The organism is Pseudoalteromonas aliena SW19 (assembly GCF_014905615.1).
Taxonomy (GTDB): Bacteria; Pseudomonadota; Gammaproteobacteria; order Enterobacterales; family Alteromonadaceae; genus Pseudoalteromonas; species Pseudoalteromonas aliena.
In genome coordinates this window covers 26,256-48,986 of the sequence record NZ_AQGU01000025.1, presented here as the reverse complement: position 1 = coordinate 48,986, position 22,731 = coordinate 26,256, and the positions used below count along the sequence as shown (strand labels likewise).

Annotated in this window: 17 protein-coding genes; 2 read left to right on the top strand and 15 right to left on the bottom strand. The window is 37.5% G+C overall.

Going from position 1 to position 22,731, the window contains the following annotated elements; all coding sequences use genetic code 11:
* From PALI_RS05785 to PALI_RS05730, 12 genes are all read right to left on the bottom strand, one after another.
* Positions 1–705, bottom strand: coding sequence for a ParA family protein (locus PALI_RS05785; RefSeq protein ID WP_193155217.1), 705 nt, complete (start codon positions 703–705; stop codon positions 1–3).
* A complete protein-coding gene (locus tag PALI_RS05780) occupies positions 702–2,783 on the bottom strand; it encodes an SLBB domain-containing protein (protein WP_138584598.1) in 2,082 nt (693 codons plus the stop codon). The genes PALI_RS05785 and PALI_RS05780 overlap by 4 nt, the downstream gene beginning before the upstream one ends.
* A 3-nt stretch (positions 2,784–2,786) precedes the next feature.
* Positions 2,787–3,641: an OmpA family protein gene (locus PALI_RS05775; RefSeq protein WP_182702163.1), complete on the bottom strand. Its 855-nt coding sequence runs from the start codon at positions 3,639–3,641 to the stop codon at positions 2,787–2,789.
* Between the two features lie 19 nt (positions 3,642–3,660).
* On the bottom strand, positions 3,661–3,969 hold the full coding sequence (locus tag PALI_RS05770; RefSeq protein ID WP_077537708.1) for an STAS domain-containing protein: 309 nt from the start codon (positions 3,967–3,969) through the stop codon (positions 3,661–3,663).
* A gap of 166 nt (positions 3,970–4,135) precedes the next feature.
* Positions 4,136–5,941: a sugar transferase gene (locus PALI_RS05765; RefSeq protein ID WP_193155216.1), complete on the bottom strand. Its 1,806-nt coding sequence runs from the start codon at positions 5,939–5,941 to the stop codon at positions 4,136–4,138.
* Positions 5,942–5,951: 10 nt separating this feature from the next.
* Positions 5,952–7,028, bottom strand: a complete 1,077-nt coding sequence (locus PALI_RS05760) for a glycosyltransferase (protein WP_193155215.1) — start codon at positions 7,026–7,028, stop codon at positions 5,952–5,954.
* Position 7,029: 1 nt separating this feature from the next.
* On the bottom strand, positions 7,030–8,523 hold the full coding sequence (locus PALI_RS05755; protein ID WP_193155214.1) for a GumC family protein: 1,494 nt from the start codon (positions 8,521–8,523) through the stop codon (positions 7,030–7,032).
* 694 nt (positions 8,524–9,217) lie between these two features.
* Positions 9,218–10,354, bottom strand: coding sequence for a glycosyltransferase family protein (locus tag PALI_RS05750; protein ID WP_193155213.1), 1,137 nt, complete (start codon positions 10,352–10,354; stop codon positions 9,218–9,220).
* Between the two features lies 1 nt (position 10,355).
* Positions 10,356–11,063 carry an acyltransferase gene (locus PALI_RS05745; RefSeq protein ID WP_193155212.1) on the bottom strand — a complete coding sequence of 236 codons (708 nt, stop codon included), beginning with the start codon at positions 11,061–11,063 and terminating at the stop codon, positions 10,356–10,358.
* 4 nt (positions 11,064–11,067) lie between these two features.
* Complete coding sequence (locus PALI_RS05740) at positions 11,068–12,420, bottom strand: O-antigen ligase family protein (RefSeq protein WP_193155211.1); 1,353 nt, start codon at positions 12,418–12,420, stop codon at positions 11,068–11,070.
* Positions 12,413–13,825, bottom strand: a complete 1,413-nt coding sequence (locus PALI_RS05735; protein WP_193155210.1) for a lipopolysaccharide biosynthesis protein — start codon at positions 13,823–13,825, stop codon at positions 12,413–12,415. The genes PALI_RS05740 and PALI_RS05735 overlap by 8 nt, the downstream gene beginning before the upstream one ends.
* A gap of 8 nt (positions 13,826–13,833) precedes the next feature.
* Complete coding sequence (locus PALI_RS05730; protein ID WP_193155209.1) at positions 13,834–14,985, bottom strand: glycosyltransferase; 1,152 nt, start codon at positions 14,983–14,985, stop codon at positions 13,834–13,836.
* Positions 14,986–15,191: 206 nt separating this feature from the next.
* Here PALI_RS05730 and PALI_RS05725 point away from each other — a divergent pair, with 206 nt between their 5' ends.
* Positions 15,192–16,112, top strand: a complete 921-nt coding sequence (locus tag PALI_RS05725) for a glycosyltransferase family 2 protein (protein ID WP_182702154.1) — start codon at positions 15,192–15,194, stop codon at positions 16,110–16,112.
* 191 nt (positions 16,113–16,303) lie between these two features.
* On the opposite strand, the gene PALI_RS05720 is transcribed toward PALI_RS05725, so the two are convergent.
* The 3 genes from PALI_RS05720 to PALI_RS05710 form a co-directional block, all read right to left on the bottom strand.
* Positions 16,304–17,044: an endonuclease/exonuclease/phosphatase family protein gene (locus tag PALI_RS05720; protein WP_226894502.1), complete on the bottom strand. Its 741-nt coding sequence runs from the start codon at positions 17,042–17,044 to the stop codon at positions 16,304–16,306.
* Positions 17,045–17,666: 622 nt separating this feature from the next.
* Positions 17,667–18,125, bottom strand: coding sequence for a hypothetical protein (locus PALI_RS05715; RefSeq protein WP_193155207.1), 459 nt, complete (start codon positions 18,123–18,125; stop codon positions 17,667–17,669).
* Positions 18,125–20,320 carry an LruC domain-containing protein gene (locus tag PALI_RS05710; protein WP_193155206.1) on the bottom strand — a complete coding sequence of 732 codons (2,196 nt, stop codon included), beginning with the start codon at positions 20,318–20,320 and terminating at the stop codon, positions 18,125–18,127. Before PALI_RS05710 ends, PALI_RS05715 begins: the two co-directional genes overlap by 1 nt.
* Positions 20,321–20,805: 485 nt before the next feature.
* Between PALI_RS05710 and PALI_RS05705 the strand changes: the two genes are divergently transcribed.
* Positions 20,806–22,728 carry a PrkA family serine protein kinase gene (locus tag PALI_RS05705; RefSeq protein WP_077537694.1) on the top strand — a complete coding sequence of 641 codons (1,923 nt, stop codon included), beginning with the start codon at positions 20,806–20,808 and terminating at the stop codon, positions 22,726–22,728.
* Positions 22,729–22,731 lie beyond the last annotated feature (3 nt).

Sequence of the window (22,731 nt, the reverse complement as noted above, 5' to 3'; positions counted from 1 at the left end):
TTAATGATGCCCAAATAGCCATCGTTGTTTAATAATTTTTGCCTTAATACGTGAAGATAACTTAGGCCATTTAACGGCATGCTTTTCTAAAAGTTTGACTATACGCTCACCCAGTGGCGCAAAATTGTGCTGGCTTATTAAAATTTTAATATTGCCATGCCCTGCTTGTTTTAATTCACGAATCCCTTTACACAGGGACTCTTCATCATTAATACCCAGCGCAACTGTAACAAATGTTAATTCGCTACAAATACTTAATGAGTGCAGCGGCACATTATTTCTATTACGTTTTAATGCGGGTGACATATCAATTAAAATATAGTCATATTCTTGCTTTAACCGGGCTACGGCATCGTTTAATACATGCTTATTTTTTGCGGGCTCGATGGCTGCAAGGTTTTGTATTGCCAATAAACTGATCCCTTCGTAATTAGTTACCCCTAGCTGACATGAAATATCATCAAATCGCCATGGATTGCACACTGTAGGTAGTTTATCGTCTAAACAAAATGTATTGATAGGATTCAAATCGATAATTAACACAGACTTGTGTTGGCTTTGTAATCGTTTGGCTACGCTTACACAAACACTAGACGACCCCTCCGAGCCAGATAGCGATATAAAAGTAATGCAACGCGCATTGTGATCAATCATGGTATTACATATTACTTCTAGTTCATGATATTGCTTTGGTATTAATTTCATAAGCCCACCACTAATGCAAGTATAGTAATAACATCTAAGAAATTATCTTTAAATTGGCTTAATAAATCCTGGCCTTTTTCTGGTATATATAGCGTGTCGCCAGCTCTTAATACTGGAATATTTGCTGAGTTTGGAGATTTAATAAACGCTTCTAAATCAAATACTCGAGACTGTTCTTTACAACATGAATGGTTAACCACAACTATCTTATCAATTAATGCCGAATTAGAAGGCCCGCCAGCTTCTGCTAGTACATCTAAAATAGACATAGTATCGTCAAAATTATATCTACCAGGTTTTTGCACAGCGCCCATAATACGTACTACTCGCTCTTTAGGTGTGCGCAGCCAGTCTTTATTTTTTTCAGGTACAAAAATGGTATCGCCAGGTAAAACATTAGGGAACAAGGTTTCGTCGCCTGTTTCGAAATACATGGCCAAGTCTAATTTACTCACTTTAGCGCGATTACCATTACGATGAGTTATTCGAATGTTCCGAATATCAGCCGCGCCTGTTGGCCCATCTGCTGCGGCTAAAATATCAATAAAATGCATATTTTCGTTAAACGAATAACGCCCTGGAGCACCGACCTGCCCCATGATATAAATAGATTTACTCGATTCTTGACGTATCCACTGAGATTTATTATCCGACGGATCGACGGGTAGTTCTTCGACGATTACCGTATCACCAGCAACTAAATTTGGTAACGCCGTATCTCCATCTGTAATCGTATATTTTTCAAGGTCAAAGCGCTGTGTAACGTCGCCATTGCGCAATATTTTTATATCGTTAATATTGGCACCTTTTGTTGGTCCACCAGCATGAGCAAGTAAGTCAGTAAAGTCCATTTCGTCACTCCACTCATAACGACCTGGAGACTGGATTGCACCTATAATTTTTATAGCGCGTTTAGTGGGGATTTTAAGCCAACTTTTTTCATTGACGTCTGTCTTCTCTGGCACAAAAATAACATCGCCTGGGTTTAAATCTGGAACTTTGGTTGTAACGGTGCCTTCACTGTAACCTTGCAAATCAAATACAATACTTTCGCCTTCTGGAGTTAATATTTTTATATGGCGTGTTTCTGCAAAACGTGTAGGGCCACCCGCATTAGCTAAAATATCTAAAAAATTAGTGCTGTCGGCTGCTTCATACGCGCCTGGTTTTTGAACTTCACCCATAATATATACGGTGCGAGAAGTTGTATTTACATCATCTACCATAATAGGCACATACACGGTAGAGCCTGGTTGCAGTAGCTGCATATTGCTATTTGCTGGTTTATCTAAGTAAGCTTTTAGATCAAAAATAACCGGGGACTTATCTATAATGACTCTAATTTTAGTCACATCAGCATAGCGAGTAACGCCTTCTGCGCGCATAAGTGCATCTAAGATAGTCATTTCTGCTTTGAATGAAAAACTGCCAGGGTTATGCACTTCACCTAAAATGGTGACCGCATTACTGTCGCTGGCATCACCCGTTGCACTGAGCGTTTGTGCATCAAAATCAATTTGAACATTGCCCAGCAAAGGTGATACAGGCACAAACACCGTATCTTTACTTCTCAGTAAAGGTAATAGCCCAATATTACCGGAATCTAAGTACGCTTTATAATCAAATTCAATAACTTCATCACCGCGTCTTATTTGCATTCTGTCTAATTGCGCACCCGGTTTTAAACCGTCCGCCTTAGCAATCACCATTTGAATATTGCCATCATCTGGAATACTAACTTGCGAAGGAGTATTTACGTAACCCAGCACATTAATAAGAATATCTCTGCTGCGTATTTCTATATAAAAATCATCCATCGCAACAAATAGCGCTGCAAGTACTGGCGTCAATTCTAATTCAATTTGCGAAGTGGTTTTGTCAGCCACATTAAATTGGCCTATTTCGGGAAGATTAATTTGGCCTTTTTTATCGACTTCAAAGGCGGTATTAAATTCAGCTTCACCTGGAATATACAAAAACAATTTGTTTCCCACCTGCACTACTGAGTCAGTATCATCATTGGTAGCGTAGGCACTCAATGAAAAAAGTAATAAAGCAACCGTCAATAAATATTTCATAACTTACTCCTGTTTGCTTTTAATAATTTTGGTCCAACTAACAAGCGCTTTCGCTTTGTTGTCTTGCAAATTCTTATTGTTAGCGTCGAGTACGATTGCCTCTACACGTCTATCTGAGTGGCGTGCACTGTTGGTTTGAGTCTGCTCACTGTAAGGCTTTAAGCTGCCTTGTGTCAGTGTTGTAATGCTTTGCATAGGGACACCATATACCACCAGCCAATGCTTAACGGTTTCCGCTCTTTTTAAAGCAAGTTCGTAGTTACTATTCATCTCGCCAAGAGAATCAGTATGACCCACAAGCAAAATCGAAATACTATTTAATTGCTTTGTTAAATCAGCAGCTTGTGCAAGCCTTACTGCGTATTTAGGCGTAATTTCGAACTCTTTAAAAGCAAATTGATTGTCACTGTTTAGCAAATCAGACACCTGTTTTTTAACGCTAAACAAGGTGGGTTTTGACGTTGCTGAAACTGCACAATTAGTGAGTTTTTGCACTGTATCAAAGTGATTTGTTAATTGATTAAGACCATGATAATGAATAAGTAAATCATGCTCTGCATCTTCCCACATGTTCGCCGTAATAAGTCTACGAATACGGTTTTCGTAAATTTGCGCCTTTAAAAGTTGAGCAGGCATGCATGCCTTAATATCTTGTGATTTTAGAAGCTCTAATTTTAAAACTAGATGTTCAAATTCACTTCGTACTACATCTTGCGGTTGTGCAAAGTTGTTATCACTTTGCTCATCGCTTAATGGATAATTTTGGTATTTTTCAGCCCAACCTCCTTGTCCTTCATCAGGCCAAGAAGCACACCCACTTAAAAATAAAGTTATGATGATAAAAATGTGTGCTTTCATATTCCTCTCCTTCAAACCGTTAAATTGAATCAATAAATGGAATCGTTTTGTCTACTCGAAGTAAGTTCATTAGTTTAAACGGCTGACCTGTAACGTTAAGCAAAGATAACTTGTGGCTCTTTTTTTCTATTCTCTTATATAGAAAAACAATAGCACCTATACCTGAAGAGTCTATAAATTCAGTTTTTGAAAAATCTAAGACAATAAAATCAGTACCCATATCAACGAGATCTTCGAATTCATCTTTAAACCCATCTACGGTAAAACCTGAAAAGTCATTTGGGATTGATACAATTTTATGTTCTTTTGCATTGGCTAAATTTGTCATGGCAGTTACCTATTAAATTGTTAAATTCAATATAACTACTACAAGAAACGAACCAACTTTAAGTAATTGATAATTAGCATATTTAAACTAAAGACAGAGAAAAAAGAGGAAAGCAAAGCATAATGCAATTGAGTATTGGGAGTACGATTGCATTATGCAAAAATAATTATTGTCCTTTACCAGTAAATATAACAACCAGTGTTTTAAACAAGATGGTTAACTCCATATAACACCAACTACGTGGTGATGAGGTGCTGAGCATATAGGCATAATCCCAGCCTATTTTGTTCCTAGCATCATCAATACTCTCATCGTAGCCATTCATCACTTGAGCCAGCCCAGATATACCGGGCTTAATACCGTAAGTACGCTGAGAGAAATAAGGGATGTCTTTTTCAAGCTTAGAATAAAACACTGGACGTTCTGGTCGAGGCCCAATCAGCGACATATCGCCGACCAATACGTTCCATAATTGTGGTAACTCATCTAAACGTGTTTTACGGATGAATCGGCCTATGGGGGTTATTCTTGGGTCATTTTTGCTTGCCCAAACAGCACCGCTTTGCGCCTCTGCATCAACCACCATTGAACGAAATTTAAGAACATCAAAAAGAGCAACAAAATCATCATTACTTTCCCCCACTCTTAGTTGATTGAATAAGACAGGGCCTCGTGAGGTGAGTTTTATCATAGCGGCAACGCTTAGCATAACCGGAGACAACAAAAGTAAACCAGTCACTGAGCCAACGATGTCAATTGCCCGTTTAATCACTTTAATGGTTACATTTTGCTGCGTATTACTACGATGTACTCTGCGCCAATGCTGTTTATAATCACCGCGTTCAAATTTAATAATGCCCCATAATGCTAAGAAGTAGGCATTGAGAATGTAATTTATTTTATCAACAATTGGGAGTTTCATTTTGATTTTAAATACCTTTTTAGTAAGTTCAATACCATGTATAAACGTAATAAAGCCGCATAATAATTTAGGCAGTAGTAACGTTGAAAAAATCGCTATTGAGAACAGTAAAATATAAATTAAAGCAAGCACGATTGGCATAACACCACGCAACACTTTATGTGAAAAAAAGTTAAAACTTACCCAACCCAATTGAGGGTTTAATAGTTTATAGAGTATTTTAATTTGCTGCCAATTACCGGCACCTAGTCTCACTCGTCTTGCATAATCATGACTTTGCTCATCACATTCTCTTTCTAAAATATTAATTTCGCTATTAACAACGGCTTTTCCGCCATTTTTTAACGCATTCATGGAAAGAATAAAATCATCATTGATTATGCTTTGCTCTAATATATCAGTATATTTAGAGCGAATGGCAAACATAGCACCTGGCACACCAATCACAGCACCGAGTGCTGACTCCATACTCCTGATACTATTTTGATACTGCCAATAATGTTTTTGCTCTGTCGTTGCGTGTTCATCTAAAATATAAACACCCGTAATGACATTAAGCCGCGTATCTTTAAAATCAGCATCAAGGTTCATTAATACATCAATACTCAGTAATGCGCTTACGTCAGTAAACACCAGCACATCGTAATTAGGTTTTGTTAGTTTAATTAACTCGTTAATAGCGTGCGCTTTACCTTGGTTTTGCTTGTTGAAATGTAAATGACACACTACATCTTGCTTAGCTAACTGTGCTTGAGCCAACATAGCCTCTTCATACGTATTATCAGTACAACCATCTAAATAAACGTGAATTGCGAACATTTTCGTGTTGTAAAGCATCGCGCCTAAGTTATACAATTTTTCTTTAATATAGGCTTGTTCGTTGTACGCACAAATTAAAATACCAAAGCTTGCGGTTGCTTTCGTATTTTTAGCAAACACAAGGCGTTTGTTATTATCTCGACTGAATAATTTTAAAAGTGCCACATAACCAATATGGTGGTATAAAACAAGCGCAATTAACACCGCGAGTGTGGTCAGTAAATAAGTCATTATTTTCTCCTTACGATGATAAGCCATTATAAAAATGGTCGTACTCTGCACTCATTTTATTCGCATTAGCAATTGAAAAAACATGCTCTCTTATACAATCACCTTGTTTCATATTAATTGCTTTTACAATTGCAGTTTTAAGTCCCATTTCATTTCCAGGTTTGATCAAGATACCTTGCTTATCTGTTAAGACTTCGCGAATACCACCCACGTCAGTTGCGACAATCGCTTTACCACATGCCATTGATTCTAAAATAGATAACGGAAGGCCTTCTCTTTGTGAGTAAAGACACATAACGTTAATAGCAGAGTAAAATAATTGCATGCTTTGTACATTACCTAAAAAGTGAACCCGATCTAAAATTCCTAATGTGCTCGCATAATCAACCAGTTTACTGTGCAAACTACCAGTGCCCGCAAATGCCAGTTCGGTATATATTGGCAATGATGATAAGATCCTTAACAACGCAAAGTGCCCTTTCCCTAGCTCTAGTCGTGCTGAACATCCAACTAAATTAACATCTTGAGGTAAATTCAGCTGCTGACGAGCATCAGATTCGTTAATACCTATAAACTGATTAAAATCGATACCATTTAGTATCGTTTTATCTGTTTTAATGGCCGTTTCATTAAAAAAGTCTTTAGCCACAACTTGTGCATCGGCCACCCAGTGTATTTTTGTCAATCTATTTAATGCTTTAGTTATTAAGCGTTGCTTAAAGCTCTTTAAATACCACGCATCATGAATAGTTGAAACATGCCTAACTTGGCGGTTTTTAATACAAGCCATGCTCGCATAAAGCATCGGCCCTATGTGGTGACTATGTATAACGTCTATATTGTATTGTTTAATGATCTCAGAGAGCTTTTTAACTATATTTAAATCAAACTTTTCAGCTTTATTTAAACACATCAATCTGTGTCCAAACGATGTCAGTTGTGGCCAATCTTTAATCGCTTCGCTTAAAGTCCCTTCTAGCGATACAACCACGCTAGAATCAGCAAATTGGCTTTTTTGCATGAGTGTTACGGCCATTTTTTCAAGCCCACCTATTTTAAAATGTTGAACCAAATGCAATACGTTCATGTTATTTCCCCTGTTCAATAGAGTTCATTGATGAATTAAAAACCAAGTCCACCGGTGCATCCTTCACAATGGGTAAAATAGTAACGACCTCAAGAGCAGACAATTTTTCTATGGTTTGAATATCTTTTAGATGGCTATCGAATAAAGTCGCAACAAACACAATCGTGCTACTTGTAAATAGACCTAAAATGATGCCGACAATAATTGATATAGCGAGTGATGTGTTGATTGGCTGCGTTGGGCTGTAGGCACGCTCTATGGTTTTGACTTTATCTGGCCCTTCGTACTTAACCAACTTTCCAGTTACCTTGGCCATTTCATAACGACTCAGCATGTCTTTATATAAAGACTGTTTAACGTCATAATCGCGCTCTAATTTTCTGAGTTGTTTTTCAATGTCACTGGTTACTAAAAGTCGGTCACTTACGGTACTAACCTGCTGTTCAAGCATGTTAAACTCTTGCTGATGCTGTGTAACAGCGTTTTTTGCATCTTCAAGATTAAGAATTTGCGACACCAATACGCTGCTCTCACCATCACCGCCACTGGGCAAGGTATTAGCCATTTGCCATAGCTGCTCAATATTTGTTGGATCAAGCTCTTTGCCATTTTCAATTAATAACTGTTGACGGTTTCTAATGCTTTGTAGCTCGCGTTTTTTAGAGATGACTTTACTGTGCTTTTCGGTATAGCGTGTTTTTAAAAAGCTCAGTTCTGATTCGGCAGTAATTATTTTTTCTTCAATCCGACCTAAAATTGGATTCGCTTGACCCATCTTTGTTGTAAGCGCTTTGAGCTTGGCTTGCGCACCGGATAAGATAATAGACTTTTGCTGTTGATCACTTAGCAATTTATCAAATGTTTGGCGATTACTATGTAAAACAGCTGGTAAGGTATTGCTATTTTTAGCTTTGAATATTGCTAACGACTCTTCCGATAACTCTAACTCATCACGAAGGCTTACCAATTGCTGATAGAAAAACTGCTCTGATGTATCCAATGAGGTCCTTGTTGGTGCTAATAAACGCTCAATGAACTTTTCGACAACTTTTTCGAGCACTAGCTTCATTTTTGTTTGGTCGTGCCATGTAAAGTTAATGCGAACAAGCTCGTCCCCAACTAATGAAAGAGAGAGTGCTTTAGAAAGTTTTTGATGGATCTTTTCTATCTCTGCAGGGGATGCATTGCCCGGTACTAATTGCGTTTCTTTAGCGACGGCTATAAGGACTTTTCGACTTATAACCAAGGTACGAAGCGCCGCTATGCGATTTGATAAATCAAAAGAAAAAGATAAATCATCCAAATATGGATTAAGCAGTGCTGACTCTTCAATTAAAATAGTGGCGTGATTTGTATATTGCTTTTGCGACGTAGCTGCTAATAAAATAACCACAAAAGGAACAATCAAAAGCGGTAAAACAAATAGCTTTGCTCTTGTATACACCGCATACAAGGTTAAATAAAGTAATCGTTTAATTTGCTCTCTTACTAACATAAACCCTACCTATACATTTGCATATTGCTATGCGAAATTTAGCGACTATTTGCAAAATAAGAATTTTAGCTACAAATAGCGACGTCTAATAAGGTAGTTGCACAGGCTGCGCCAATATTATGCTAAAGAACCTGAACTCTGAATAATAAATCTATCTCAAGCAGCTATTCTCAGCGCTAACGACGTTGAATTTACTTACAATAGGCCTGCTATTGTTGCTCTAAATGAGAAACTTTTAACGTAGCTAACGTCAGGTTTGGCACCTTCAAATGATTAATACCATTGCATTAAATTAGTGATCTATTATAGCGATAAGAAAATAGCGCAATAACAAGGCTAAAATTATGATACATAGTTGTTCTATATAAATAATTTTTAACGTCGTTAGTGAGTTATTTAATACGCTAGAATGATCATGTTTTTAATAAAATTGGTATAAGTATTATTGCGAATTGGTATACGTTAAATTTGTAGCAGACTGTTTGGTTTTTAAGCAAGACAGAATCTAGGGCGTGATAATTTCCAACAGATAGGGAGCTCTCAGAATAAATACCAAACACGCGCTACAGTTCACACCAATTCGCTTAATTAAATAATCTAGTTAGCGCCAGATTTAATCCCTAAAATCGATTGCAAATTGGTATCACTCCCTTGAGGATCACAAGTTTAATCCTTAAGACTCAACAACCATTAATTATAACCCGTGGTTTAAAGTAGAGATATCGTGCTCAACAGCAAGCGCTTTTGATTGCCAACTATGGTCTTGAGCTATATGGCGTTGCGCTAATTTAAGTGTATTTAATTGCGTTTTATCAAGTGAGAGTACTTCATCTACTTTACTAATAAATTCAGCTTGGGTTTTTGCGATATAAATTTCTGACTCGTAACGCATCACAGCGGGAAATTGCGTTGCGACTATAGGCGTTCCCACCGCTAAATATTCTTTTAATTTAAGCGGATCACATGCTCTAATTTGCGCATTATTTACAAACGGTAAAATAGATACATCCCAATGCGCTGAAAAAGTGACTAAACGCTGATGCTCCACCGCAGGAACATGCGTTACGTTTTTAAACTGTAGCAGTTGAGAAGTACAGGCAACAATATCACCCACCAATACCAGTTGATAGTGAGGCCTTTGTGCAGCGAGGGCTGTTAACAATGTCATATCTAACCATGCGTTAATACTGCCGTAAAAACCAACAATAGGACCATTCAACGCGTTTATTTCTAGGGCTATATCTGTATGAGATGTAAAGAGGTCATAACTAACTCCATGGCTAAGCATTTTAGTTTTGTAGTGTGGCATCTTATTCATCAAAAATTGACTAATGACATAAATTAAATCGGCTTTATTAATTAAACTTTTTTCAAATGGCGCAACCAAATGCGCATCAACGCCGGCAAGCGCGTTAAAATCATCGCCGCAGTAATAAATGAGTTTATCGTGCGCTTTTTTTGTAAATAAGTACTGTGCTGTAGGGACACTCAACCAATATATAATGGGTTCGTTATTTTGAATACCTTTAAAGTATCGGGAAAAAATCCAGCTATTATAACGCTTTACTAATGTATTATCGTGCCACGGTAACACTGGTAGTTTGTATACCTGCATAGTGCTAGGTGTTTTGATTGCGGTGTGATTTGATTGACTAAAAAGCTGCTTAAACTTACTCCATACGCGCTCTAAATCGTTGCGTTTGAAACGAGGTTTGCGCATACCAATTGAATTTATCCAGTGTATTTCATGATTTTTAGCCAACTCTGAAAATAAATGCTGAGTACTGCTTGGATGGCTTGCCCAATCTTCACCAAAAACAATAAATTTCATATTAGGACTCCTTTATATGCTTCACTACTTTGGCTGGGTTTCCTGCAGCAATAGTAAAAGCAGGAATATTTTTTGTAACCACACTGCCTGCTCCTATAATTGCTCCCTCACCAATCGTGACGCCTGCAAGTACCGTTACGCCAGTGCCTAACCATGCACCGCGTTTAATGATAATATCGCCAATTTGAGACTCGTCGTCACTGTCGCCTTGTGCTCTTCGTTCACAGTCAATGGGATGACCTGGAAACCCAGCTAAAAAAACGCGCCCAGCTAACCTTACATCGTCTTCTAATGTGATTTTTTGGCCAACCGAAAAGGCATTTTGCCAGCCAATATCCACGTTGTTACCAATAATGAGTGTTGGCGTAGTTAAGTTACCCACTCGCCCGCAAAATGTGCTAATACCAGACATTCTAACGTTATCGCTGCACTCAATATTAAGCTGTCCAAGTACTTGTGGCATACCTGAGTACAAAAAGAGCTGCTTTTTACTGCCTTTTATTTGGCTTTTAAACAGTGGCGTGTAATAAATGATTCTTAACAGTTCGTGACACAACTCTTTTACAAATTGATGCAGGTGATAAAGCGACGAATGAAGAAGAGGAATAACCATCATTTGTGGATTGCGAAGGTTTTTTGCAAAATGAAAAAGTGATTTTGCAAAAGGATGTGGACTGTTTTTTAACCAACGTTTGACATGTACCAACATACTGTTATTCCTTATTGCTTTGAATAGTGAGCTTCTCGAGCGCAATAGTGAGGGCCAAAATAATATACAGCGGCCAAGTAAATGCTTGCGTTAAAAATGTGCCTGCAACCATAAACCCTATAATACCGGCCTTTAACGCATTCGCATTAACTGCCACTTGATCATTGTAGTTAAGTGCATTGATGCAATAAACTCTCGAAAGGCTTCGGTAAATGCTGGCAATTAAAAGTAAAAATATGCATATTCCTACAAAGCCTGTTTCACCTAACACCTGAAACCATGTGCTATGTACTGCATGATTCTTGCCATCCCAGTGTGGGCTGTAAAAGTAATAATTTACAAAGAAATTATCAACGCCAACACCCGTAAGAGGATTTGAAATAGCCATATTTATTGCCGCGTGCCATGCGTATAGTCGGCCCATTGCTGATTCATCAACTCCACTTTCAACAGCTCCACCACTTTGTCTATCGCCAATACCAGCAAAAACCATCATTGCTAACATGCCAACACCTGCAAACATAGCAACAACAACAGGGTTTTTTACTTTTTGATATAAAAAGAAACTTAAAATAGCTGCAATTCCTAATAAGCCACCTCGGCTCTGCGTAGCGATAACGCCAGAAATAGTTAACATCAAGCCGATCGCAGCAAAGAGCCGGCGATATTTATTGGCTGTAGAGTCAAATAGTTCAGCGGCCAAAAAAGAAACAGGAAACATGAGCACTAAAGACAAATCGTTTGGATCACCTAATTGCGATCGATACTCTCGAGAAATAGTCACCCGCGTCCCTTCTACAAGACCTACGCCATTGATTTTATTATTTAAGGCAACTAATGCTACCGCCACACCAGAGATCATAATCCCCAAGCGAACAAAGCTAAAGTGAGAGAACCGTGTTAGCCACCAGCTAATAGCAAACACCATGATAAATACCTTAACTAGTACACCTATCCAGTATTCTATTGCTAAGCCTTTGTTTGTTGCGCTAAACACACACACCGTTAGCCACGCAAACCAAATAACAAAAATTAAATGTGTTGAGCTCCAATGAGGCTTCAGTGTTTTTGATATAAATAAATGCCATGCAATCCCTAGCAATGACGCCAATGCCAGCATTTTCGGGATTTTGAGAGGCATTAAAAAGACAAAGGCCTCGTGTAATCTAAAATAGCTAAATAAAATAAAAAAAATGATGAACACGGTGCTAATTTTTACCGCTAAAAAGCCTGCAAACGGCAGTAGTAATAATGCAAACGCAGCAATAGGGCCAAATAGCGTATACAATACAAGTGTTAATGCCGTAATAAATAAGCCATTTATGATTAAACAATGCTGCTTGTACCAACTAATCATGCGCTCTGATCCTTAAAAATGGCTTAATCGCATTACTTATTAGCGGTTTATATTTGTAAAAAAGGACAATTAAAAAGCCAACAAACGTCACTAATTGCCATAAAACGTACTGTGCTAAATCAATAATACTCAGGATATAAATAAGTAAAAAACACACCCAACTTGGCACAAAGCTTTTTACCTTAAATGCTAAATATTCAAGCTTTTGGCTTATCGCCACAAACAGACCCGTTTTAACTAACTGGGCACACGCCAAAGCGCTTACAGCTCCCGACACACCAAACTTTGGTACCAAAAAACCTAATAATAACAGTGCGATTAAAGCACTTATTGCGTTAATCACAGTGACAAAAAGCCCGTTGAACTGCGTGTAACATCCAATATTTAATAGGTCACTGTGGTGCCTTAGTACAACAACAACAATAAGGCTCGGTAACAGCCAAGTATTTAATTGATAGTTATGAGGTAATACAATACTAAAAATATGAGGTGTGACGATAATCATTAGCGCACACAATAAAATACCAATGTCTAAACTGAGTTTGCATAAAAAAATATACTTGGTACGATTTTGTGTTAATTCATTAAAGCGGCGTGAAAACCACCACATTCTAATTGGCTCAAAAGTAAACGATGTCATTAACGCAAACTGTAATACAACATAATATTGAGCTAACTTTTCTTTACCCACGCTTGCTGCTATAAACCAATTTTCTGCGCCATTGTTTGCATATACAAACAATGAGGAGACAATAATGCTTAGCAGAAATAAACAATTCTTAGGCGTTATGTTCCATGCAATGTATTTAAAACTAATACCCAATTGATTAATCACCAGAGATAACGCAATAAGTAACACTAGAGTGCTCGATATCACACCCGACACCATAACTCCCGTCACCCCGTAGCCTAAATAGAGTAAAATAAGCGTACATAATGTTTGGCCAGCGCCTTGAAGTATGGCTAGAACACAAAATTGCTTAGCCATTTCATAGTATCTAAAGTAACAAAATAAAACACTAAGTACAGATGACAGCGCCAAGTTAACCGCTAACAGCTTTATATCAATTGTATTTAAAGGCACTGGCAGCAATGCACTAAAGGGCTCGATAAAATAAAATAATATAAAAATAAATACACAACTTAAAAACCCGCATAAAATAAGGGCGTCTCTAAATAGTGCTCTTTTTCTTTGAGGGTCACTGATGTGTTGCTTAAATAATAACTCAGGTAATCCTAAACACAGAAGCAGCGACATAACAGCGGATATTGACACTAAAAAATTGAGTTCGCCAAATTCAGCTTGGCTTAGTATGCGTGTAGAAATAGGTAATAAAGCAAACCCTAACACTTTAAGAAATAAAGTAGATAAACCAAAATATGCGATTTGCTTCATTCCATTCATAATAACTCCTACAGGTTTTGTACCCAGTTAGATAGTTTTTTAGCTTGCGTATTAGCATTAAAATCTTTAGCAACCACTTCTTTTGCATTTAACCCTTTTTCATGTCTTTCATACGGGGTAAGTTCACAAAATTTGGCTAATATCTTTTCTAGCCCTTCAATACTTGAAGGCTCGCATTTAAACCCAACGGCATCGTTAACAATTTCTTTTGCTCCCATTAATTCGGTGGTCAGTACAGGGATACCGCTGGCCATAGCTTCTTTTAATACAACGGGTCCCGTATCGCGGTCACCATTTTCAGAGATACAAAATGGCGCAACTAAAGCAGAATAATGGCTGGTATTTTTTGATAGCCATACAGGGCTTTTTGATCCTAAAAACTTGACATCGTTATCTATCCTAAGTTGTTCGCACATATATTTGAGATCGTTCATTAAAGGTCCGTCTCCGACAACATCAAGCGATATAGAGTATTTTTTTGTCAATTTTTTTATTGCTGGTAATAAAAATTGCAGACCCTTTTTTTCAATTAATCGGCCAACAAACAAAAGCTTAACTGACTCACTCAAACGGCTTGGTTTATTATTAAACACACTCAAGTCGATTCCACAATGAAGTAATTGAATTTTACCTGCGCTGTATTTACGCAGTTTTATTGCCATGTCTTCACATACCGCAACAGAGAAATCACACAACGACAGTTTAAGCTTTAAATCAGAATCGTTTACGTATACATCGTGGCCATGACCAATTGAAGAAACACTCACCCCAGCAAGCTTGCTGGCAATAATTGAGTAGGCCAATGGCGCATGCATAAAATGACAATGAATGTGAGAGATTTGATGCTTGAGAATAATCTCAGCAATATTCAATCCATAACCCATCAACGATAAAACAGAAATAGACGTGAACCTTCTCGCTACAAGACTGCTTTTCAAGGCTATTAAAGGTCTTTGCAGTGCAGCGTTAATGGCCGATTGAGTCGATTTTTTTATAACAATAATTCGCACACTACAATTTAAATTTATACATTTATTTAAATTTTCAAACGTGAGTACACTTACCTTATGCCCTGCATTAACGAGGGCATTAATTTCAGTCACAACAAACGTTTCTGATGGAATGTGGAAGCTAGGAACAACGATGCCAATATGTTTCATTTTAAAAACTCCAGATAGACTTATCTGTTACTTCGCAAGAACTATGCCCAGCATAAAACAACGCAAATACGCATTTAAAATTCAATTTGCGAAGATATATCGCAATATGCAAACCATTAAACAAAAAACAGCCCCGCAGGGCGCTTAAATCATTGGCTCTTATCTTGCGTAACCCTAGTTATCTTGAAAAGTATAAGGTTATTAAAATGAATATTGAGGTCAGTGTTATTATCCCTAATTACAACTGTAAGCCCTATTTAGCAAAGGCGATATCAAGTGTTGTTAGGCAAAAAAATATTAACTGTGAAATACTCGTTATCGACGATGGTTCGACCGATGGCAGTGTAGAATGGCTCGATAATGCAAAAAAAACATTGTCTAATATTCGAGTTATTAAACAAAAAAATACAGGAGTGGTCGGTGTTAGAAATAAAGCTATAGCAGAAGCTAAAGGTGAATATATCGCTTTTTTAGATGCTGATGATTATTGGACTGACGATAAATTATTTGATCAAATTAGTTATATGAAAAATAATTCTAGCTGTGTTTTAAGTTTTACTAATTACATGCATGTCGATGAAGAATATGCATCTATTATTGACTGTTTTTCCTATTGGCCCGAATTTTCAAAGTTTATTGATAGCGATCATATCGGTTATCAAAACCTCCAATCACCAATGGATTTACTTATATTTGCCAATGTAATAGGTACTTCTTCTGTTGTCGTAAAAAAATCAGCCATTAACTACGTTGGAAAATTTGATAACTCACTTAACAGCGCAAGTGATTGGGACTGCTGGTTAAAACTAGCGAGGATTGGGGACGTTGCTTTTTCTCAACAAATATCAATGGGGTATTTAATGAGAGCAGGTTCAATCACCGCGAATAGACAAAACAGACTAAATGCAATGAAAGAAATAATCTCTCGCTGTAAAAATGATATTGGTATTAAAACGCGGCTCAAAGCCCAAGCAAGAATATTTGAGTGTTACGGTGAATACTACCGAGAAATCGGACTTAAATTTAAAGCGTTCTCCTTAACAGCTGCTGCTTTTATGTTATTTCCTCATAAACGTAACTTTCAACATTTACTACACGACATCAAACAGTCTATCAAATCACCTTGATAAGCTGTTTAATGTGCGAAAACTATCCATCAGTAATAAAAAGGCTCTATGTGAAACCTCAGAGTCTTTTTATACCAATTGCATAAATTAGTGATCTATTATAGCGATAAGAAAATAGCGCAATAACAAGGCTAAAATCATGATACATTGTTGTTCTATATAAATAATTTTTAACGTAGTTAGTGAGTTATTTAATACGCTAGAATGATCATATTTTTAATAAAATTGGTATTATTAATACTTAGATCATAACTTAACATTCTATGATCGCTACCTTTAAACTCACTGACGACGACTCCATGCAAGCTAATTTGCTCACTTATAATACAATGATCAATAGGCAATCCGATCAGCCTAAATCGACCTCGCTCAAAAGGCATAAAACTCACATAGCTACGTTCTCCAAAACAGCTTCTATCGTTGTCCCAATCGAAATATTGAGACCAAGGCACAACATTTAAATCTCCAGCTATTATCCACGGGCCCTCTTCATTTTGCGCCGCTTCGTTTAGCGCTGCGAGTAAGGTATTTCTATTTTGCCATAGTTGTTTCGATCGCGGTGAAGGAGGATGTGCTACGAAAACCGTTATAATGTGATCAACAAATAGAAACTTTAATTTAATATAGCCTAATTTATCAGCATCTAATTTGATCTGCTGTTTATACACCATAGGTATACGTGATAGAACAACAATACCGTAAGGAATGCCTTCAATTTCTTCATAACCAAACATATCGGTTGTGCTTAAGAATCGACTCAACAAATCACGGTTATTGTCACTGAATTCTTGTAAAATCAGCACATCCCATTTTTGTTGCAGTAGGGTTGATAAATGAGCGTCTATGTATTCATTATTATAATTTAAGTTTATTTGCTTAAACGTCAGGAGCCGCTCATTACTGGATGTTTGATAAGATAAGCTAGGAAACATTGGACTAAGGCCTAGCATGCATATAAATAGTAGCCCCACTCCAACTTTATATAATCTAAGCGTAATCAAAAATAAAGCACATATAAGTGCTGCTGCTAATAATTGAATACGTAGAGAAACAAGTACCTCTGCGTAAAAATAATTTAATGGATTAAACGCAAGTGTAATAAAAAACAGTGCGGCTAATAAAAAAATAATCCGAAAAAAAATAATTTGCGAATTATTGAGCGTGAAGACTCTAAACATAAATTTATCGACCTAATTAATTTTTCAGGGTCTGTTAATCTTTGCGGATTAAAACTTGTGCTATCTAGGACAAATCCAAAGGGCAGCAAATGTTTGGTATTTATGCTGTATTATCGCCTATTTATAGAGAATAACCGCACCACATAAATAGACGCTACCCTGCCTAAATAACATGAACTCTGGATAATAAATCTATCTCGAGCAGCTATTAACGCGTAAATACGCCTTGTTTTCACTGAAAATCTCTGGCTAGAGAAAATAAATTTAAATATCACCATGATTCAATACGTTAGTAAATTTCTTAACCAGAGCTCAGGTTAAATACCAAACCTACTGCTGTAGATTCAATCTCGAATGATCAACAGGACTTGATAGATTACCTCATCGTAAATAACTGTTGTTCTTTGTTTGGTTCATATTGCCACGTATATGAAAGGGGCTCTGTCGAGCTATCATAAAACCAAACCTCAGCGACTAAATCAATATCTTGCCTGCTTAAGATAAGCTGTGTTTCAAGCGCACTATTTGCAAGTGGGCCTCTATAAATACAATTATTATAATCTGCTCGCTGTGCCGATGCTTTCTTTTGACATACATTTAAATATGCTCTTACATCACCAAACCCAAGCTCAACATCCAAATTTAGTGAATATTTAGTGGAGAGATTAAACTGCTCATCAATTTTTAAAGTATTTATACCGGTTGGTTTAGTGGCTTCTGTTGAAGAAGGAGCAGGTGCCGAGACGGTTGCAGGGGCTTTTGTCTCCTCAGAACCACCTCCTCCACATGCAGTTAAAGTCATTGATAGTGTTAAAATTATGATAGATTTTTTCATTATTGTTCCCCTTTTAAAACAACATTACTGATACTATAATCGTTAAACCATTGTGATTTTTGTTTGCCAGAAGATTCAGCAAATTCAGCAAAACTCTCATAAGCGTCTGTTATATCAACCCCCTCTAACGGATGTAGCCATTGCATACCTACTTCCATTGCCCAAGGTAAACCGCTCTGGCTAAGAAAATACAAACCCCGAGCTTGATCGCTCACATCGTCAGAGCCAGCAAAACTATATAGTGAGGAATCGAATGCTTCAGTTGGCGCTTGGTTTTTTACATGCACTTCCCAGCTTCTAGCTTCTTTATCTATTAAAAAATCACCATGATAAAAGCCCTCTGATGCAAAAATAAAGGGATCAAGAAGTGAACCTGGCGAAGCCGCTTTTGCTTTTGGAGCTTTTAATGGAATAGTCATACTAAATGTAACTTTAACATTCGTATCACAGTTATCTTCTGTTCTAAAGTAGCTACAGCCAGTTTGTTTAGATACATGAGTCCATGTATCTTGCATGAAAATTAATATCGCATCATTACGATTTGCTTCTAAATAACTTTCACTTTGAAGTTGACCATCTATAACAAACACAATGGCATCTTCATCAACTTCACTACTTAAAATAGAACGTGATTCTCCATTTATTGTTTCTTTTAACCTCACCGCAAAACCATTATGATAAGTAGCACCTATGCCTATAAGTTGACCATCAATTTTGTAGCCAACCACATTACTGCCCTCTATTAGCTGGGTCGTTCTGTAATTAATAACTACATCATTAAAATCATAATCACCTGCATACGGCCATTTATCCTCATAGGCAAGTGTTACCCAATCGTTCTCACCAGGATAAACTGCGCTTGCAAATGTTGTGATTTCGTAATCTTCAACTTCTCCGCCTAGTACGCCACCCGTGGCTGTAATGAGTGATGCTTCTGTGCCATCTGTAACTCTAAAACGCGCCCATGTTTGGCCTGATTTTGTGTTGCTAGGGACACTGATTAAAATGCTGTTATCACCTTGATTCAAGGCTAATTTGGTAACCACTCTTTCGTCTTCGCTAAAAGTGCCATTTTGGTCCCAGTCAAACCATGCATATAAAAAGCTCGATGCTGACGCGTTAACAATAATTTGGCTGCTTTGCCCTGCTGATATTGCTGTTACAAAGCTTACGCCATCATCAGAGGCATCAATTGGGGTATTAATTAAATCAGCATCCGTATTTATATTTTCACCATCAACCGAATCACCTAAATAAATTAAATCACTGCCAGTACTGTTAGGATCGAATAAATGCCTTGCACCACTTTGCTCCAAACTTGTGTTGTAAGGTGCTGGTGCATCACCAAAATCAATTGAGCTGTCTGTCACTTTTACTTCTGCAATGGCGCAGCGTGCACCATCATTTTGGCTTGATTTAGGACCTGACGTAAATACATTTGCTATCGGTGTGTAGCCCACAACCGGACTAACGTTTAAATCAACCTTATGAATTTTACCACTTTTATTATTACTAAAATAAAACTGTCCGTTAATGTCAAAATAGGCAGCACCAAATGCCCCCGTATCGTCGCCAATATCTACTTGCGTGATAAACTTGCTTGTATTTGCTGCAATATTTATTTCGTGTAAGTCTCCGTTAGACTCAACGGCGTAGAGCAAGTTACTTGTAGGATGAAATGCAAAATCAAATATACTTAACTTCCAATTATTAGTGTTAGGTAGAAGTTCGGCTGTGATAGCGCCATCTAAATCCCCATTTAAGTCAATAGAGTAAAGCCCATAATTAGGGTGGTACACAAAATACGATGCGCGTTGGCTGCTTCCATCTCCTGTTACTTGAATATCGCCAACGTAAAAGTTAGTTGCTGGAAGGCCATTAACATCCAAGCGTTTCATTTCAAAATCATCACCTATTTGCACAATACTACTAGGTGATTGCTTGCTAAAACCATATAGATACTGATCTTTATAGTTAAAACCAATTGCGTTAACACTTTCATTATTGACTTCATTTGCAAAGGTTAATTGTGAAGATAAAACAGTCGGTTTGGCTGAAACTAAATCTATACCATAAAGTTGCGCTTTAGAGTCTTGCATCAAAAAAGCCTGACTAGGGCATGTATCAAATGATTGACTAAAAACAACGCAGGGAATTAATGATAAGCATGCTGTGGTAAGTTGGGTTAATTTCATAATAAGTTCGCCCTTATTTATTAAGTGAAAATATTAATGCAAGCCTCACTCCAGATTATAATCACATGAATTTTAAAGCAAAAAAAATATAGCTAAATTATTTTGTGCATGTTGCAATCATTTTATTTTCATTATGCAAACTAGGGCTGTTTATCTTTCGAGGTTAAATTTGCAGCAGACTGTTTGGTATTTAGGCAAGGCAGAGCTTATGTAGTGTGTGCTTTTCTCCCATAAACAGGTAATAACGATATATAAATGCCAAATACAGGTTACCCTTTTGGTTTAGGTAACTGCTCTCGCTCCTCATCTATACCTTAGTCGCCAACAAAGAGTTAATCACTCCTGGGAATAACCACATAGGGGCTACCCAGCCTAAAAAACAAACATTCCTGAGTTAAATTTTTAATTTTATTGCACAAAAGTACCAATTCGTGACTAGACTTTAAAAAGTAAGCACCTTTTTACAGCGGGTTTCGGAGGTTATTATGACTATTTTTGAGCATTACCAAGCACGATACGAAGCGGCACAAGAAGAAGAGTACAGTATCGCTGAATTCCTTGAGATTTGTAAAACAGATAAGTCTGCCTATGCAAGCGCCCCAGAGCGTCTGCTTATGGCAATTGGCGAACCAAATATGGTGGACACCGCAACGGATGCACGACTAAGCCGATTATTTTCTAATAGAGTAGTTGCACGTTACCCAGCATTTGCCGATTTTTACGGTATGGAAGACGCTATTGAGCAAATAGTGTCTTATTTAAAGCATGCAGCCCAAGGGTTAGAAGAATGCAAACAAGTGCTTTATTTACTTGGCCCCGTGGGCGGTGGTAAATCATCGATTGCTGAAAAACTAAAATATTTGATGCAACAAGTGCCTATCTATTCAATTAAAGGATCTCCGGTAAACGATCACCCTCTTTCATTGTTTGATCCAATCGAAGACGCAGAGCTGTTTAAGCGAGAATATGGGATCAAACCGCGCTATTTAAAAACAATCATGTCGCCTTGGGCAGGTAAACGCTTACAAGAATTTAACGGGGATATCAGTCAATTTAAAGTCATTAAACGCTACCCTTCGATTTTAAACCAAATAGGAATCGCTAAAACAGAGCCTGGAGATGAAAACAATCAAGATATTTCTGCACTCGTAGGCAAGGTAGATATTCGCCAGCTTGAGCATTTTGCCCAAAATGATCCCGATGCATACGCCTACTCTGGCTCTTTATGCCTTGCAAACCAAGGCTTAATGGAGTTTGTAGAAATGTTTAAAGCACCGATTAAAGTGCTACATCCATTACTTACCGCTACACAAGAGGGTAACTACAATGGAACAGAGGGTATTAGTGCACTGCCATTTAGCGGCATGATACTCGCCCACTCTAATGAATCTGAATGGCAAACCTTTAAAAACAATAAAAATAACGAAGCATTTTTAGACCGTGTTTATATTGTTAAAGTGCCTTATTGCTTACGTGTAACTGAAGAAATTAAAATTTACGACAAGTTACTTGAGCACAGTGAGCTATACAATGTGCCGTGTGCCCCTGGTACACTTAAAACGCTGGCACAATTTACAACACTCTCTCGCTTAAAAGAGCCTGAAAATTCCAGTATCTATTCAAAAATGCGCGTATACGATGGTGAAACATTAAAAGACACCGATCCTAAAGCAAAATCCTATCAAGAATACCGTGACTATGCCGGCGTTGATGAAGGTATGACAGGACTATCTACCCGTTTTGCATTTAAAATTTTATCTCGTGTATTTAATTTTGATACCACCGAGGTCGCCGCAAATCCAGTGCACTTATTTTACGTACTAGAACAGCAAATAGAGCGTGAGCAATTTTCAGCTGAAGTTGAAGAACGTTATTTAAGCTTTTTAAAAGGCTATTTAATTCCGCAATACGTAGAGTTTATAGGGAAAGAACTACAAACCGCCTATTTAGAATCGTACTCTGAATACGGCCAAAATATTTTTGACCGCTATGTTATTTATGCAGATTTTTGGATTCAAGATCAAGAGTATCGAGACCCTGATACAGGTCAATTATTCGACCGTTCGGCATTAAACGCTGAACTTGAAAAAATAGAAAAACCAGCAGGCATTTCTAACCCGAAAGATTTTCGTAATGAGATAGTTAATTTTGTACTGCGTGCCCGTGCCCATAATAATGGCAAGAATCCGCTATGGACCAGCTACGAAAAACTACGTACGGTAATTGAGAAAAAAATGTTTTCTAATACCGAAGATTTACTCCCTGTTATTTCGTTTAACGCCAAAACATCAGCTGAGGATCAGCAAAAACACGAAGACTTTGTTAATCGCATGGTCGAAAAAGGCTACACACAGAAACAAGTACGCTTGCTATCTGAGTGGTATTTACGGGTTAGAAAGTCGCAATAGCCT